This is a genomic window from Sediminitomix flava, assembly GCF_003149185.1.
Taxonomy (GTDB): Bacteria; Bacteroidota; Bacteroidia; order Cytophagales; family Flammeovirgaceae; genus Sediminitomix; species Sediminitomix flava.
On the sequence record NZ_QGDO01000001.1, the window covers coordinates 1517668 to 1535266 of the forward strand.

Annotated in this window: 14 protein-coding genes and 1 tRNA gene; 10 read left to right on the plus strand and 5 right to left on the minus strand. The window is 35.7% G+C overall.

The window, feature by feature from the left end; translation table 11 throughout:
* Window positions 1–110: 110 nt before the first annotated feature.
* Window positions 111–4433 carry a DNA-directed RNA polymerase subunit beta' gene (rpoC, locus tag BC781_RS05815; protein WP_109616272.1) on the minus strand — a complete coding sequence of 1441 codons (4323 nt, stop codon included), beginning with the start codon at window positions 4431–4433 and terminating at the stop codon, window positions 111–113.
* Window positions 4434–4764: 331 nt separating this feature from the next.
* Here rpoC and BC781_RS05820 point away from each other — a divergent pair, with 331 nt between their 5' ends.
* The 6 genes from BC781_RS05820 to BC781_RS05845 all read left to right on the plus strand — a co-directional run bounded on the left by BC781_RS05820 (window position 4765) and on the right by BC781_RS05845 (window position 10346).
* Entirely contained in the window at window positions 4765–5472 is a 708-nt protein-coding gene (locus BC781_RS05820; RefSeq protein WP_109616273.1) for a porin family protein, read from the plus strand.
* Window positions 5473–5654: 182 nt separating this feature from the next.
* Window positions 5655–6695, plus strand: coding sequence for a UDP-3-O-(3-hydroxymyristoyl)glucosamine N-acyltransferase (gene lpxD, locus BC781_RS05825; protein ID WP_109616274.1), 1041 nt, complete (start codon window positions 5655–5657; stop codon window positions 6693–6695).
* Window positions 6696–6848: 153 nt separating this feature from the next.
* The gene (locus BC781_RS05830) at window positions 6849–8246 is read left to right on the plus strand and encodes a bifunctional UDP-3-O-[3-hydroxymyristoyl] N-acetylglucosamine deacetylase/3-hydroxyacyl-ACP dehydratase (RefSeq protein WP_109616275.1); all 1398 of its coding nucleotides are present in this window, start codon (window positions 6849–6851) and stop codon (window positions 8244–8246) included.
* An 85-nt stretch (window positions 8247–8331) separates the two neighbouring features.
* Window positions 8332–9105, plus strand: a complete 774-nt coding sequence (lpxA, locus tag BC781_RS05835) for an acyl-ACP--UDP-N-acetylglucosamine O-acyltransferase (RefSeq protein WP_109616276.1) — start codon at window positions 8332–8334, stop codon at window positions 9103–9105.
* 77 nt (window positions 9106–9182) lie between these two features.
* Window positions 9183–9800, plus strand: a complete 618-nt coding sequence (locus BC781_RS05840; protein ID WP_109616277.1) for an ABC transporter ATP-binding protein — start codon at window positions 9183–9185, stop codon at window positions 9798–9800.
* A gap of 90 nt (window positions 9801–9890) precedes the next feature.
* Window positions 9891–10346, plus strand: a complete 456-nt coding sequence (locus tag BC781_RS05845; RefSeq protein WP_109616278.1) for a hypothetical protein — start codon at window positions 9891–9893, stop codon at window positions 10344–10346.
* 61 nt (window positions 10347–10407) lie between these two features.
* On the opposite strand, the gene BC781_RS05850 is transcribed toward BC781_RS05845, so the two are convergent.
* From BC781_RS05850 to BC781_RS05860, 3 genes are all read right to left on the minus strand, one after another.
* Complete coding sequence (locus BC781_RS05850) at window positions 10408–11013, minus strand: histidine phosphatase family protein (protein ID WP_109616279.1); 606 nt, start codon at window positions 11011–11013, stop codon at window positions 10408–10410.
* Window positions 11014–11056: 43 nt separating this feature from the next.
* Entirely contained in the window at window positions 11057–11668 is a 612-nt protein-coding gene (locus BC781_RS05855) for a DUF2911 domain-containing protein (RefSeq protein ID WP_109616280.1), read from the minus strand.
* Between the two features lie 120 nt (window positions 11669–11788).
* Window positions 11789–12175 (minus strand): hypothetical protein, encoded by a 387-nt coding sequence (locus tag BC781_RS05860; RefSeq protein ID WP_109616281.1) that lies wholly within the window; start codon window positions 12173–12175, stop codon window positions 11789–11791.
* 714 nt (window positions 12176–12889) lie between these two features.
* Between BC781_RS05860 and BC781_RS05865 the strand changes: the two genes are divergently transcribed.
* The 3 genes from BC781_RS05865 to BC781_RS05875 all read left to right on the plus strand — a co-directional run bounded on the left by BC781_RS05865 (window position 12890) and on the right by BC781_RS05875 (window position 14775).
* Window positions 12890–12960: transfer RNA gene (locus BC781_RS05865), tRNA-Cys, on the plus strand.
* A 72-nt stretch (window positions 12961–13032) separates the two neighbouring features.
* The gene (locus BC781_RS05870; RefSeq protein WP_109616282.1) at window positions 13033–13572 is read left to right on the plus strand and encodes a thioesterase family protein; all 540 of its coding nucleotides are present in this window, start codon (window positions 13033–13035) and stop codon (window positions 13570–13572) included.
* A gap of 153 nt (window positions 13573–13725) precedes the next feature.
* Window positions 13726–14775, plus strand: coding sequence for a type I restriction enzyme HsdR N-terminal domain-containing protein (locus tag BC781_RS05875; RefSeq protein WP_109616283.1), 1050 nt, complete (start codon window positions 13726–13728; stop codon window positions 14773–14775).
* A 67-nt stretch (window positions 14776–14842) separates the two neighbouring features.
* On the opposite strand, the gene BC781_RS05880 is transcribed toward BC781_RS05875, so the two are convergent.
* On the minus strand, window positions 14843–15538 hold the full coding sequence (locus BC781_RS05880) for a hypothetical protein (protein ID WP_109616284.1): 696 nt from the start codon (window positions 15536–15538) through the stop codon (window positions 14843–14845).
* A 799-nt stretch (window positions 15539–16337) separates the two neighbouring features.
* Between BC781_RS05880 and BC781_RS05885 the strand changes: the two genes are divergently transcribed.
* Window positions 16338–17570 carry a BamA/TamA family outer membrane protein gene (locus tag BC781_RS05885; protein ID WP_211323668.1) on the plus strand — a complete coding sequence of 411 codons (1233 nt, stop codon included), beginning with the start codon at window positions 16338–16340 and terminating at the stop codon, window positions 17568–17570.
* Window positions 17571–17599: the final 29 nt, after the last annotated feature.

Here is a 17599-nt window from a genome sequence, read left to right on the forward strand (position 1 = left end):
ATTCTATTTTATAAACTTGTGTGATATTATAATAATCCAATTTAAAATAATGCATAAAAAAAGCCTTGACCCGAAGGTCAAGGCTTTATATTAAAAAACCGCATTGATTCTTATCTAGAGTAAACGCTTCTGCGTTTAGTCTCTGCAGGAGATGCACCTCCCATCAATTGTTCATATTCTTCTCTAGAACCTACACGAATATCTTGGAAGGCTCTAGCACCTGCACCTGCTGGAATTAAGTGTCCAACAATTACATTTTCTTTCAAACCTACCAATTTATCTACTTTACCTCTGATAGATGCTTCACTCAATACCTTAGTAGTTTCCTGGAAGGAAGCTGCTGAGATAAACGATTTAGTATCCAAAGAAGCTTGTGTAATACCTTGAAGAATTGGTCTCGCTCTAGCAGGCTCTGCATCACGTACTTTAACGATTTTCTTATCTCTACGCTTCAACGATGAGTTCTCATCACGAAGTTCTCTTGGAGAGATAATCATACCCGCTTTCATACGATCAGATTCACCCGCATCAGTAACTACCTTCATATTCAAAATCTTGTCGTTTTCTTCTCTGAATGAGAATTTATCAACAACTTGATTCCCTAAGAATGTAGTATCTCCACTGTCTTGGATGAATACTTTTTGCATCATCTGACGAACGATAACCTCAATGTGTTTATCATTGATTTTTACCCCTTGTAGACGGTATACATCTTGAATTTCATTTACCAAGTAAGCTTGTACAGCTGTTGGTCCTTTAATCGCCAAGATATCTGCTGGAGTAATTGCTCCATCTGACAATGGCATTCCCGCTTTCACGAAGTCATTCTCTTGTACAAGGATGTGTTTAGAAAGTGACACTAGGTATCTCTTCTTAATTCCATCTTTAGACTCTACGAACAACTCTCTGTTACCACGTTTGATACCACCGTAAGAAACAACACCATCAATTTCTGCTACTACAGCAGGGCTTGAAGGGTTACGTGCTTCAAACAATTCCGTTACTCTTGGAAGACCCCCGGTAATATCTCTTGACTTACCTACTGAACGAGGGATTTTCACTAGAATATCACCAGCTGATAGACGTTGACCTTCTTCAACAATCAAGTGAGCTCCTACAGGAATGTTGGCTGAAGATGTTTCGCCATCATCTTTACGGATAATGATTGTTGGGTTCTTAGTTCTATCTCTTGATTCGATAATGATTTTCTCACGGTAACCTGTTTGCTCATCGAACTCTTCTTTGTAAGTAATACCGTCTTCGATGTTTTCAAATTCAACTGTACCGTCGAATTGAGCAAGGATTACTGCGTTAAATGGATCCCATTCACAAATCGCTGTTCCTTTTTCAACAACATCACCTTCTTCGACTCTCAAGTAAGAACCGTAAGGAATGTGCGTATTGTAAAGTACTTTTCCTGAATCGTCCAAAATGTTCAATTCAGCAGTACGTGCCATAACTACTTTTGCAGGATTTCCATCAGCATTCTTAGAAGATACTGCTCTCATCTCTGTAAACTCTACTTTACCACCTTGTTTAGCGATTGTAGTGTTTTCAGCAGAAATATGGGAAGCCACACCACCGACGTGGAACGTACGAAGTGTAAGCTGTGTACCTGGTTCACCAATAGATTGTGCAGCAATTACACCTACTGATTCACCTTTCTGTACTTTACGTCCTGTTGCTAGGTTTTGACCGTAACACTTCGAACAAACTCCTTGCTTAGTTTCACAAGTAAGTACTGAACGAATCTCCATTTTCTCGATTCCAGCTTCTTCGATCTTGTTTGCAATAGCTTCTGAGATAAACTCACCAGCTCCTACAATCAACTCTCCAGTTACTGGGTTAGAGATATCATGAAGTGAAGTACGTCCAACAATTCTTTCACCTAATGATTCTACGATTTCATCGTTATCTTTAAGTGCTTCTACCTCAAGACCACGAAGCGTACCACAGTCAGTGTCGTTAATTACAACATCTTGTGCTACATCTACCAAACGACGAGTCAAGTAACCCGCATCGGCAGTTTTCAATGCTGTATCGGCAAGACCTTTACGAGCACCGTGAGTAGAGATAAAGTATTCCAATACATCCAAACCTTCTTTAAAGTTTGAAAGAATTGGGTTTTCGATAATGTTACCACCAGATCCACCTGCAAGGTTTTTCTGTGGTTTCGCCATCAATCCACGCATACCACCCAACTGGCGAATCTGCTCTCTAGAACCACGAGCACCAGAGTGCATCATCATGTAAATAGAGTTAAATCCTTGTTGGTCAGTCTCCATACGCTCCATTAGCGTGTTTGTCAACTGGTTGTTTGTACGCGTCCAGATATCAATTACCTGGTTGTAACGCTCGTTGTCAGTAATAAGACCCATCATGAAGTTGGTAGTTACCGTCTCCACTTCAGCCTTAGCCGCTTCAACTAGAGTTACTTTTTCAGCTGGAATCTGAATTTCGTCAAGACCGAAAGACAAACCACCTTTATATGCTGATTGGAATCCTAAGTGCTTAATATCATCAAGGAAGTGAGCAGTACGTGCCATTCCTACTACTTTAAACACTTTAGAAATTACTTTTTGTAGTGACTTCTTCGACAATAGCTCATCTACATAACCTACCTCTTCAGGAACGAATTGGTTAACGATTACACGACCAGCTACTGTGTCTACAATCTTAGTCTCTAACTCGCCTGTTTCATCGTTACGAACTTTTGTTCTTAACTTGATATAAGCGTGTTTAGAAATTGCACCTTCATTAATACCGATGATTACTTCTTCAGCACTATAGAAAGTCATTCCTTCGCCTGGTACTTTTTCTTCAGGAGTAGTGTAACGTCCTTTAGTGATGTAGTAAAGACCCAATACCATATCCTGAGATGGTACCGTTACAGGATTACCATTTGCAGGGTTCAAGATATTGTGAGAAGCAAGCATCAATAAAGAAGCTTCCAAAATAGCCTCATGTCCTAGAGGAACGTGAACCGCCATCTGGTCACCATCGAAATCGGCGTTAAATGCCGTACATACCAATGGGTGAAGTTGGATAGCTTTACCTTCAATCAATTTTGGTTGGAAGGCTTGGATACCCAAACGGTGAAGCGTAGGAGCACGGTTAAGAAGTACAGGGTGTCCTTTCAATACATTTTCAAGGATATCCCAAACTACAGGATCTTTACGGTCTACAATTTTCTTTGCAGATTTCACCGTCTTAACGATACCTCTTTCAATCAACTTACGAATGATGAATGGCTTGAATAGCTCGGCTGCCATATTCTTTGGCAAACCACATTCGTGAAGTTTCAATTGAGGACCTACAACGATTACCGAACGACCAGAGTAGTCAACCCTTTTACCCAAAAGGTTTTGACGGAATCGACCTTGCTTACCTTTCAGCATATCTGAAAGTGATTTCAACGGACGGTTACCATCAGCTCTTACAGCGTTCACTTTACGAGAGTTATCGAATAATGAGTCAACAGCTTCTTGAAGCATACGTTTCTCATTACGAAGGATAACTTCTGGTGCTTTAATATCGATCAATCTCTTCAGACGGTTATTACGGATAATCACACGTCTATAAAGATCATTCAAATCTGAAGTTGCGAAACGTCCACCATCCAATGGTACCAAAGGACGCAACTCTGGTGGAATTACAGGGACCATACGAATAATCATCCATTCAGGACGGTTTTCGATATTGTCTCTTGTATTTGATTCACGGAATGCCTCAACTACTTTCAGACGTTTCAAAGCTTCCGCTTTACGTTGCTGAGAAGTATCATTTGAAGCAGCATCTCTCAATTGGTATGAAAGTTCATCCAATTGGATTCTTGACAAGAGCATTTCCAAAGCATCTGCCCCCATTTTAGCGATAAACTTATCTGGGTGGTCATTGTCTAATGCTTGGTTTTCTCTTGGTAATTTATCAAGGATGTCTAAGTACTCATCCTCAGTAAGGAAGTCCATTTTTTGAACTCCATCTTCCGCCTTGATACCAGGTTGGATAACTACATATCTTTCATAGTAGATAATCTGGTCCAATTTCTTGGTCGGAAGTCCCAATAAGTAACCAATCTTGTTCGGTAGAGATCTGAAATACCAGATGTGAGCAACAGGAACTACCAATGAGATGTGTCCCATACGCTCTCTACGTACTTTTTTCTCAGTAACTTCTACCCCACAGCGGTCACATACGATACCCTTATAACGGATACGTTTATATTTACCACAGTGACACTCCCAGTCTTTTACTGGACCAAAGATTCTTTCACAGAACAAACCTCCCATTTCAGGTTTATACGTTCTGTAGTTAATCGTTTCTGGCTGCGTCACTTCACCATGAGAACTCTCCAAGATGGACTCAGGAGAAGCCAAACTAATCGTGACTTTAGTAAAGTCCGTGTTAATTTTCTTGTTTTTTCTGAATGCCATTTGCAATTTGCGGTTTTTCTAAGCTTGCAAATATACTGATTAAAAGTATTTTTTCTAATGCTTTGTATATGAATTTTATTTTTAGTAAATAAAAACCACATAGCTGCTTTCCAAGTCATTCCTAATACTTCCTTTGCAAGGCTATCAATCTTCCATTTCTGATAAAACAACTTAGGATAAGAACAAAATCCTTAACAGGCAGATCGTTTCAATCTACAAATGTTAAATATTCTAAAAAAAGAATTATTTTAGTGTAGATTCTCACTTCTCATTTTTCTTGTCTTAGATGCATCTTACCTTACACTAGCTAAGACTAGTTTATATTAATAACATGAAAAGAATTCTTTTTACACTTCTATTTACAGGAGTAATGAGTACCACGTATGCTCAAAATCCTACACGAATTATAAGTAATGTCTTAAAAAACACTTCTTTTAAGATTGCTTATGGTACTATATTAGATACACCTGACGACTTCGATTATAAAGGTCGTCAAACCAGCTTTGCACTTACTTATCAGCCAGAATTTTCATTAGGGGGAGGGCAATTCACTTTCAACCCTGGTATTAGTTATGTACATGACAGTTATTTTTTAGATGACTTTACGATCAGAGAGAACCCTACAGATAATAACAAAACCATTATCGTTCCTGTCGGAGACATCTTTGAGGAAGCTACAGATATCAAGAAAAGTAAATTAGCAGTCAATAGTTTCGATGTCCCACTTGAGTTTCGCTACAGAACTAGTGCAAACCGTAAAGGTTTTGTTATTGGTCTTGGAGGATACTTTGGTTTCATCTTCGACACACATACTAAAATCAAATACGAAGATGGACAAGGCAGTAATGTAATTGCTAAAGAAAAAAGAAATTATAACATCAATCGATTCCGATATGGTGTAATGGGTAGAATAGGCTTGAACAATATCAACCTATTTGCGACGTATAATTTGAATGAATTCTTTGAGAACAATGCTCTAGATGGTATTTCTTCAAATACAAGGCAATTAGCAGTGGGTATTTCCTTTAGAGGAATATAATCCTTGATGAAAATAGAAACTATTAATAATTAAGTAAAGGGCTATTCTGAAATACAGTATAATCTTTACGAATTTATATCATATCTTTGCAATATTTTGAGTCGGTGAAAATACAGGGATATTATCCTTGAATTTTTCGCTCTCAATAAGCTAGAATTAATCAATCCATACGGTTCGAAGAAATGGAATTAAGTGTAAATCAAATTGCTCAAATCATAAAGGGTGAAGTTGTTGGGGATGGAGAGAAAAAGATCCACAATATTTCAAAGATTCAGGAAGGTACAGAAGGCACTCTTTCATTTTTAGCCAATCCAAAATATGAAGAACACATTTACAGCACTAATGCTTCTGCTGTTCTAGTAAATAAGGATTTCAAGCCTAAAAAAGAAATAGCCTCAACACTCATTTATGTAGAAGATGCTTATGTAGCCTTCACAGAGTTGTTGACAGAGTATCAAAAATTGATTCTAAGCTTAAAAGTAGGAATCGAATCACCTTCTTTCATTGATGATTCTGCTCAAGTAGGAGATCAAATCTACGTAGGTGCTTTTGCTTACATTGGAAAGAACGTGAAAATCGGTAATAACGTAAAAATATACCCAAATACATTCATTGGAGACAATGTTACGATTGGAGACAATTGTACACTATACGCAGGTGTGAAAGTCTACAATGACACAATCATTGGAAATCACTGTACGCTTCAAGCAGGAGCAGTTATTGGTTCTGATGGTTTTGGCTTTGCTCCTCAAAAAGATGGCACGTACAAAACGATACCTCAAATTGGAAATGTAATCCTAGAAGACAACGTAGATATTGGAGCCAATACAGTAGTCGATTGCGCTACTATGGGATCAACAGTTGTTAAGCAAGGCGCAAAATTAGATAACCTTATTCAAGTAGCACATAATGTGGTGATTGGCAAAAACACTGTTATTGCTTCTCAGACTGGTGTTTCTGGTTCAAGTACTATTGGAGACAACTGTATGATAGGAGGACAAGTAGGTGTTGCTGGACATTTATCAGTTGCTAACGGCACTCAAATTGGAGCTCAATCTGGTCTTGCAAAATCTGTAAAAGAGGAGAACACCAAAATCATGGGAACTCCAGCTATTTCATTTGCTCAGAATTTAAAAGCTTTTGCAGTTACTAGAAACTTGCCTGAATTGGCAAAAACTGTGAAGCAATTGGAGAAAGAAATTGCAAATCTGAAAAAAGATTAAGGCTATTTAGCAGATTTAAAGTCAATTATTTGTTAGATAGGTCATATTATTTTCATATTTGCGACTTGAATTTTTATCTCAAAAGTCGTCTGTACCAGATGTGTAACCTTTTTAACAGACTACTAGAATACGTTTTCAAAATTTAAGCGAAGAATGTATACAAAACAGCATACAATACAAAAGGCCGTAACAGTTTCTGGAGTGGGTATTCACACTGGAGCTACAGCTTCAATGACTTTTATGCCAGCCGAGCCTGATCACGGTTATAAATTTCAAAGAACAGACCTACCTAATCAACCTATAGTTGAGGCAGATGTTGATAACGTTGTTGATATCTCTAGAGGTACAACAATCGAACAAGATGGAGCTCGTGTTAACACAGTAGAGCACGTTTTAGCTGCCTTAGTCGGACTAGAAATCGACAACGTTCTAATCCAAATTGATGGACCTGAACCTCCAATCATGGACGGTAGCTCTATCATGTTTGTTGAAGCTTTAAAAGAAGCTGGGTTAGAAGAACAACCAGCACTAAGAAAATTCTTTGAAGTTCCGAACAGTGTTTTTTATCAAGATAAAGACCGTAAAGTAGAAATCGCGGCACTTCCATTAGATGATTATCGTCTTACTGTAATGGTAGACTACAATTCACCTGTACTTGGAAGCCAACATGCTTTACTTTCAAATATTTCTGACTTTGAAACAGAAATTGCTTCTTCTAGAACATTCTGTTTCTTACACGAAGTACAAGCGTTAAGAAAACTAGGTTTAATTCAAGGTGGAAACTTCAACAATGCAATTGTCGTAGTTGACCAACTAATTTCTGAGCAAGAATTAGATGAATTGGCTGATGTATTCGACTTACCAAAAGTAGAAGTTAAAGAAGAAGGTATATTAAACAACGTAGAACTACGTCACAATAACGAACCTGCTCGTCACAAACTTCTAGACATGGTTGGAGATTTAGCTCTTGTTGGCCGTCCAATCAAAGCTCAAATTCTTGCGGCTCGTCCTGGTCACGCTGCCAATGTAGAGTTTGCTCGTAAATTGAAAAAGCTAATGCTTAAGACAGACAAGGATAGTAATGTCCCTGCTTACGATCCTAAGCAAGAGCCAATCATGGACATCAACGAGTTGAATCAACTTCTTCCTCACGCATATCCATTCTTACTTGTTGACAAAATCACAGAATTGACACCGAACTACGTTATTGGTGTTAAAAATGTAACTGTCAATGAGCCATTCTTCCCAGGGCACTTCCCAGGAAATCCTGTAATGCCAGGTGTTCTTCAGATTGAAGCTATGGCACAAACTGGTGGTATTCTTGTGTTGAAAAACATGGAAGAGCCTAAGAATTATTGGACATACTTCGTAGCAGTTGATGACTGTAAATTCAGAAAAATGGTAGTTCCAGGAGACACTTTAGTTCTCAAATGTGAACTGATCATGCCTATTCGAAGAGGTATTGCCAAGATGAAAGGGCAAGCTTATGTTGCTGGACAACTTGTTTGCGAAGCAACAATGACAGCCTCTTTGGTCAAAAAAGATCAATAATGTGTTATAAAGAAAGGAATCTCATAAGAGGTTCCTTTCTTTAGCTCTAAAAATATTTGTTTTCAAACAAGACTGACAAAAACGAATGATAAGTCCATTAGCGAGCATAGACCCTAATGCTAAGATTGATGAAGGTGTAGAAATTGGACCTTTTACCACTGTCTATGGAGATGTTGAGATTGGTAAAGGTACATGGATTGGTCCTAATGTTACCATTATGGATGGCGCTCGAATTGGTGAGAATTGTAAAATATTCCCTGGTGCAGTGATTTCTGCAGTTCCTCAAGATCTTAAATTTGAAGGAGAATATACTACAACCGTTATTGGCAACAATACTGTACTTAGAGAGTGTGTAACGATCAATAGAGGTACGTCGGATAAAATGATGACCAAAATTGGCGAAAACTGTCTTCTCATGGCCTACGTTCACGTTGCCCATGACTGTATTATTGCAAACAACTGTATCTTCTCTAATGCTGTACAAATTGCTGGTCATGTTGAGATCGACGAGTTCACTATCGTAGGTGGTACAGCTGCCATTCATCAGTTTGTTAAAATAGGAAAGCACGCTTTTGTAGCTGGTGGTTCTCTTGTTCGTAAAGATGTTCCTCCATTCGTAAAAGCAGCAAATGATCCATTGAGCTATTGTGGTGTAAATGGCGTAGGACTTCGTCGTAGAGGATTTAACGATGAAGAAGTTCGTCAGATTCATGAAATGTATCGCACGTTCTATGCTAAAGGTCTTCGTAAAGAAGTAGCTATTCAGCAAATAGAAGATGAAGTACATGACTGTGAAGCGAAAAACATCATTGTAGACTTCTTGAAAAATGCCACAAGAGGCGTTATCAAAGGATACTAAAAAATACTATCAAAAGGTTCCGAGTTTTGTTTTCACAAATACTCCGAACCTTTTTTCTTTCTTTCCCCTTCTCTCCAATGATTCAGATCCACGCAGAAAACATCGGTAAACGTTTTGGACGAAATTGGATTTTTAAAAATCTAGACTACACTTTCGAAGCTGGAAATTCATATGCTATTACTGGGAGTAATGGTAGTGGTAAAACAACTTTCATTCGAAGTCTTGCAGGAATTCTCCCTCTCTCTAAAGGAAAAATATCATACCACTTAGATCAATCAGAAATTCATCCTGACGACATCCATAAATACCTATCACTTTCAGGACCTTACACAGAAGTTATTGAAGAATTCTCATTACTTGAGTTAATTCATTTTTACCAAAACTTCAAACCCCTACAAGTAACTCCTGAAGAGTTGATCGAGATTATGGAGCTTAAACACTCGAAGAAAAAAGCAATTAAAGATTTTAGTTCTGGAATGAAACAAAAGCTCAAATTAGGTCTTGCTTTTTTTGGATTTGATCAGATATTAATCCTTGATGAACCGACCTCAAACCTTGATCATCAGAATATTGAATGGTATCATCAACAGATTGAAAACATAGACCGTTCAAATAAAATTATATTGATTTGTTCCAATCAGCCTTATGAATATGATTTTTGTACAAATCACCTCAATATTTCACATTTTAAATAGGCGATCACAAAAGAAATTCGTAGATTGACAACGGATTTTGGGCAAACTCATTTTTTAAAATTTTTTCTAATTAAAAAATTAAAGCCAAACATGAGAAAATTAATCAAGCTGAGCTCATATGTTCTAGCCCTTATCGCTCTTAGTTTTATGACTAGTTGTGGAGGAGAAGACGAAAGTAATCCTGATCCATTAAACTATGCATCAAGCTCTGTTACTCAAACAGGTAGAGAATTCCTTATCGAATCAGGAGACCTTCAATTTACATTGACTTTTAGTGCTCCAGATTATTCTAAAGGAACTATTGAAACTAGTGTTTCAAGTACAGCTCAAGAGCTAGGTTTAGATCAAATTGAACAAGTACTTGGTGTTGCTTTCGACGATATTAGTGGTAGCTTCGATGCAAATGCTAATACTTTTGGAAACAACATTACAGCAACAATAACTAGTGTTTCTGTTGGCGCTACTTCTGTAAGCCTTACAGTTACACCTGCAGATACAGATGCTAAAGGTACTGAGCCTGTTATTTTGAACTTCAATGTTCAGTAATTAAGCTTGCTAAAAAATTAATTATAAGCCTCCTTCAAATGAAGGAGGCTTTTTTATTTCTTTAAGCTAAGTGATCTACTCTATTAAAATCTTCTAAAGAAAACTCTTGAGTTTCCTCATCATAAACGACCGTTGTCACTCCTGTATTTTTAGGAATATAATTCTTCATTTCTACTAAAGGCTTTTGCAATAAAAGACATAATAGAATTCGAATAGCTCTACTATGCATACACACTAACACATGCTTTTCCTCCTTTTGAGAAATTATATATGAAATAGCTTCTTTCTGACGATCTTGTACATCTTGAGGTGATTCTCCTCCTTCCGCTTTTGCATCCACTTCTCCTCTATTCCAAGCATCATTTAAGGCCATTACAGTGTCATCGATAGGATTACCTTCAAATGCACCATAATCCATTTCATCTAAGCCAGATAACTTCTCCCACTTTAGATCACCTTGTAAAAAGCCGTCTACAGTTTGCCAAGTTCTCTGTAAGGTTGATGTATAGCATTTATCAAAGTATTTATCTTTATAGAATTCAAAAAGTGCTGAAGCCTGTTCTAAACCTTTTTCGTTTAACTCTGCATCAATTTGTCTCCCTTGTACTAATTCACTCTTATTGTAATTAGTCTGACCATGCCTTACGATGTATAAATACTTCTTCATTCTAACCTATTTAACTGCTTCTAATTGTTTGAATTATTCAAATTTACTCAGTAACATTCAAAGAATCTGCCTCTTCAGTATTAATTAATAAGTCTTCTTCTTTTAAAAATCTGATAGGAATCACAATTGAGCGTCTATCCCAAATTGCAATCAGATTACAACCATAAAACTCATCCGTTTCCTGTAAGAAAATACTGAACTGCATAAATACATATGGAGACTTAAAGGCAGGAATTTTCATACGAGCGATATCATACTCTTGCCTGTACTTAAATGTACCCCATTGCCCCAACTCTTTATTTACAATCATAGTCCACTCAGCTGTATCTGGAATTGCAAACAAAGCGTAAGTACCCGTATTCAAGGTATCTTCGCCAAAAATAACTGGTTTTGTAAACGTAATTTCAGTTGCATCATCATCACCAAAACGCCACAATTTCCTCCACGGAACATTATACCCAAAAGGGTGATGACGTTCATGCTTCATCTTAGGCCTACCATAAGTTACTTTTACATAATTTTCACCATCTCGAAAGTTGACAAGACCAACTTCACTTTTTCTAGGTTTATGCTTGAGTTCTTGGCCATAAATAATCGTTGAACTCCAAAGGGTAAATAGAAGAATACAAATATTTAGAATCGAAAACTTTCTCATTATATCAAATAACAAAACAAAAAGTAAAGTTACATATTATCATAACACATAGAGTATGATACGCTACAAAGCTAATAATGTAAACAATCAGAAAAAATAATTAAGAAGCTTACAAGTCAGTTACTTCGATTCCATTATTGTAGATTCTTCAGACTCTTGCGCCGTACAACTCAAAACTACATTTAGCATTTGCTGTAATCTACCTTCTATTTGAGCTGCAGAAATATTCTTTTCACTACATTCTGTTCCGATAGCCTCTTCCCTAGTTAGTATTACTTGATACTGTTTTTCCTCCTCACTATCCACTCCATAACGAACAAATAGATAGAATTCACCTTGATAGTTTTCAATAGCAAAATAAACATCTTGATTATTGAAAGTTTTATAGAACTCCCAATTCTTTTCTGGAGGATTTACATCAGGTAATACTGTTTGTGGAATCAGTGTTAGCGAGCAAAAAAATATAGTAAGAGCAAAACAGATAGTTAGGGTAAGTATTCTTTTCATAATTTGGTCTTGATTTGTTTGTTAGCCTTAAGTCACTGTCAAAACCCTAATTCAAAAAATTAAATTCATTCACATACGTAGCAGTATGTAACAATATAAAAATAGTCATAAAAAAAAGGTCTGTTCCTATTATAGAAACAGACCTTCCAAGAGAGGTTTATTCGGTATTAAGGATGATCTTTAATCCTAAATACACACTTCACAAAGCAAAAAATATAATGAAATTTAAAAAAATAGAGATCGAAAAAATTGCTAAAAGAGGGTCAATCAATATAATCCCTCTCGGGATTCATGTACTTCATAATCAACAGTTCAAAGGTAAGTGATTTCTTAACGTTGTCAAATCAGATCTAAAAAAATTAAAAGGCTACAGTTAATATTCTTGATATAAAGAAAGATAATCTTAGAATAATACTATTTAAAGATTAATGTTTCGACTTTATATCAAAAACACAACTGAAAAGTTTTTTATTCCCAATAATAGAAGTATAAAATTGAACAAAAATAAATACAACATGTTATTAAACGGTGAATCAAATCCATTCAATAGCTATTGAATTAGGTTGAAATATCATCACATATGATATTAACTAATATTTTAATTAAATAATCACACTGATAAACAACACCTTAAATAGTAATCACTAGATTAAGCATGAAAGATATTTTATTTTCTCATAGAGGCTCGTATATTTGCACTCGCAAAAGACAAAAGGTCTCGTGGCCGAGTGGCTAGGCAGTGGTCTGCAAAACCATGTACAGCGGTTCGAATCCGCTCGAGACCTCTTTCTTATTCTCACCTCATCTATTCTAAATAGACATCCAAATTCCCCACTAACATTTTCAACTTTACCAACATGAATCTTTACTGGAGATTACTTGCCCTACTACTCAAATTACCTTTCATAAATACTTCTGATGAACTTAAATGGACACAAACGTTTCGTGTTCTACCTTCAGATTGTGACATTAATATTCATCTTACCAATTCTAGATATTTTGCATTTGCAGACTTAGGACGTACCTACGGTATGATCAAGTTTGGACTATTCAAACATTTAATCAAGAATAAATGGGCTGCAGTAGTTAATGCTCAAGAGATTACCTTCATTAAACAAATCCCTCCTTTCGCTAAATTCACCTTAGAAACAGAATTAATTTACTGGGATGAAAAATACTGGTACATTGAACAAAAATTCTTATTAAACAGCAAAGTTGCTGCTATTGCTAAGTTTAGAGGTGTTTACTTAGAAAAAGGGAAAGTTATTCCAAGCTCTAAAGTATTAGCCGCAAAAGGTATTTCACTAGAACAACCACCTCTTACAGATAAAATATTAAAGTGGAAAGAGATGTTGGATCAAAAAAAACAGGAATCTTTAGCCCTTCAAAAAAGCTAAGATTGAAATAATAGAGTTCAAATATTACTCAATTGCCCCTCCAATTATTTACTTTTCTACTAAAAAATAGAGATCTTGCTATTCAAATAGAATAAAATCACATTATCTATATTTTTATTCTATAAATTTTGAATATAAGGTCTCTTTTTTGATATGAATCAACTGAAACAAGCGGTAAAGGATAGATATATTATTTTTAATAAAAAGGCGAATAGAGTCACCTACCTACCTTATGGGAAAAGTCGGAGTTTGAGCAATCCAGAAGAACTTGTTCAACTAAAAACTTTTTTAGCTCTTATCTATAAATACAAATATCCAGTACATCGTATTCAGGTCTGTGTTCCAGTAAAAATGGGTTCATCTACAAAAGAGGCTGATATTGTAGTTTATCAAGATGATGAATGTAAATCGCCACTTATCATTGTAGAATGCAAAAAAGAACAAATTACTCAAGGAACTTTTATTCAAGCTATTGACCAAGGTTTCTCTTATGCCGCAAGTACTTTGGCTAAATTTGTTTGGGTGACTAATGGTCATCAAAATGCATTTTACGAAGTTTACCCAGATCGAATTGGAGAAAGGAGAGAAAATAAACTTCCTGTTTTACCAACTTACCAAAAAGAACGTTCATTCTTATTCGGAATACATAAAGGAATATTCTTATTTCTAACAGCCCCTTTACGTTTAATCAAAAAACTATTTTCAAAATCCTTCAAACACCCACAATGGATAGAGGTCTTCATCATATCTGTGATGATGCTTTTCTTCACTTTAATCTTAAGTAAAGGAGCAGTCACCTATTATGACGAAATTCATGATCTGACAAAAGTCTTATGGAAAAAGCATGGGATGCACTTTGGATGGATATTTTATGTCATTACTGTTTGTTCTTCCTTGTTTGCTCTGCTTTTAAGTTCTTCCTTGGAACTTGTTCCTATGCAAAAGAAAACTCGTACTAAATATATCTTTTTCACTTTAGCACTTATGATGATTCCTATTTGGTACGTAGAAAGTAGCTACACCCTTAGTTGGTGGAACTGGAAACATTATAAAAAACTACCACATAAAACATGGGTTTACCTCCAACCACAGCTCGTAGCCTTACCTTTCCAAATGGGATTGCTCTTCTTTTCATTATGGATTCAAAAATTCAAGCTTAAGAAAGATTCTATAGAAAGGACCAAACGAAGAAAAAGAAGTTAATTTAAAAATTAAATTCAGTTTAATGATTTACAAAAAGCTTGCACTTTCTAACTAAAGTACAAGCTTTTTACGCTTTAGAAGCAGTTACTTTAACGATCTTTTTTCTACGAACAGGTAGTGTGAATTTTTGTAATTTCTCAGGACTATCTTTGTAGATAAAATTCGCTATTTTTTCAATATTTCTAAGAAGTAGATAAATTTCATTCAATTTCTTTACCCGAAGTTCTGTCATTTGTTTCCGATCTCTTCGAACTACATCTTGCATAAGCACTGCTGTTCTCAAATCTAAAATGACTTGTTCTAAGTTTGACAATAAAACCGTACTCTGACAACCTATCTCATCCAAATGCTCTTGATTTATTAAAACCTGTTCCTTTATAACCTCAAGAAAGACAATCATTTTCTGAACATTTGTTCTCACTCCACCATATTCTCTCAAACCAAATTGCTGATAAATACTCTGATTGTCTGCAAAAGCCTTTCTAATAAAAAAAGAGAGTGTACCATACAATTCTCTTCCTTGCCTCATCAGGTTTGCTACTTTTTCGGTAAGCTCAGCTTGCTGAGTCACAAAGGTCACATCTGGCTTAATTGAGGAAAGATCATTTAAGAGTTTGGCAATTTCTAACGGATATGTCAAATCAATACTCTGATCAAATACTGTAAAGTCAGTTACAAAAGTGCGAAGCTCTTCTATAAAAAGGTTCGCACTTGTAACCAATTCTGGGTCAGGTATAGTGTAGAGTCGGTTATTAATGGGCATTATATAGGTTATCTGTATAAAGAATAATGGGTTGATAAACTACAAAGTGGTATAGCTTATAGCAAATAGAGGGTTAATAGTTGATTTTGTCAGTTCATGTAGTAAACATAGCTAGCATAAAACTCACAATAGAATAAGGTATTATTGGTTTATGTTACAATCTAGTAATACAGTAATCATTTAATTTTTTTTAGCGAAAAGAAATTAGTATCGAAAACTTGTCGCTAAAACCTGAAATCTTTTCGCTGTTGGAAATTCTCATTATTTGATTAAAAAAGAAAAGTAGCATATAAAAATTTAGAGATCTTCTTACTTGAATGATATTTGTTTATCAGAAGATCCAAATTGTATTATTTCAATTTGAGACACCATTCTTAAACAGTTTAGGGCTCAAAATTAAACATCATAAAATAAACTAATTCAAGCTTCTAATAATACAAACATTCACAGGCAACAACCTCTACCAAAAATTAAATACAGACAAGTAACCAAAATTGAAATCAGTAGTAGTTAGTTAACAACCATAAATAGCCTCAACGTATTCTATCAGCAAGTGTGTCTAATTACTTAACTAAGGGTTCAATCTTTAGACCTTATTGGTTGTGGCAAGTGAATTTTAATGGAAAGACTTTGGCTATGAAGAGAAAAAAAGTTGAAAAATAGCCGTCCAATCTGATTTCCGAAATGCTTTTTTATAATTACATTTTTGAATATGCTTTCTCCACAAATCACCACAACTTTTGATAATGGATTGTCATAACAAACAATTTAGAATACTCAAAAGCTTGCTTAACTCAGCATGACATTGAGTATTCGATTATTTACTTCAATGAATTACTATTTCAAACACCTTTTATTTATCCTCTTATTTGTCATTGGGATAAATATATCAACGAATGCTCAAGAAAATATTAAAGCAGATTCAACTGCTCTACTTCAAGAAACCGACACTACTAAACAGGAGAAAAATTTTAGGTTTAGTATTCTCGGAGGGCCAGGCTATACCCCTGACTTTGGTTTCCTAATTGGAGGAAGTATGTTATTTACTTTCAGAACTGAAGATGATCCAGACCTGAAGCGTTCAGTTGTTCCTTTTGCCTTTGCCGTTATGTTTGAGGGAGGACTAAATCTTTTAACCCGTCCTCAATTATTCTTCAATGAAGATCGCTTTAGACTATTCGGAAACTTCTCTTATGTAAATATTCAAGATAACTACTACGGAGTTGGTTTCGAAACAAATAAAAATACAGAAAGAAGTTCTAGTACTACCGAATTTAGAAGAACTGGTTATCAAATCAATCCTATATTCCTATTCAAAATAGCTGATTCAGATTTTTACATAGGACCATCCTTAGATTTCCTTCACTCAACCATGGATAATCCATCTGAAGGAGTGGTAAACGACCCCAATTACATTGAGCAAGGAGGTACAGAAGATGGTATAAAATATTATAGTTCTGGTATTGGTCTAAATCTCTCATATGACACCCGAGATATTCCAGCCAATCCATACAAAGGAATGCTACTGGAAGCTAATGCCACTTATTATGCAGATATTTTTGGTGCAACGAACTCATATTCCGTTTACACCCTACAGTATCGTCAATTTCAATCGTTGCCATTCATAGGAGAACGTAAAGTATTAGCTTGGCACGTAAAAACCCGATTAACTACAGGTGATGTCCCTCTTACCTCTCTTTCTATCGTTGGTTCTCCTTTTGATATTAGAGGATACTATGCAGGCCAATACAGAGATGCAAATAGCCTACTTGGTGTTGTGGAGTACAGACATATGTTTAATACTCCTGGAGGTACAAAATTCTCTAGATTGCTTTCTAAAACAGGATTTGCTGTTTGGGGAGGGATGGGAACAATAGGCCCTAGTTTAGATGAACTATCAGAAATATTACCCAACTATGGTATAGGTCTCCGAATTGAAGTTCAACCCAGAATGAATTTTAGAATAGATGTGGGTAAAAACCCTATCAACAATCAAACATTACTTTACTTCAATATGACTGAGGCTTTTTAGCTTTCTCTAAAGCTGTATTACCATAACAG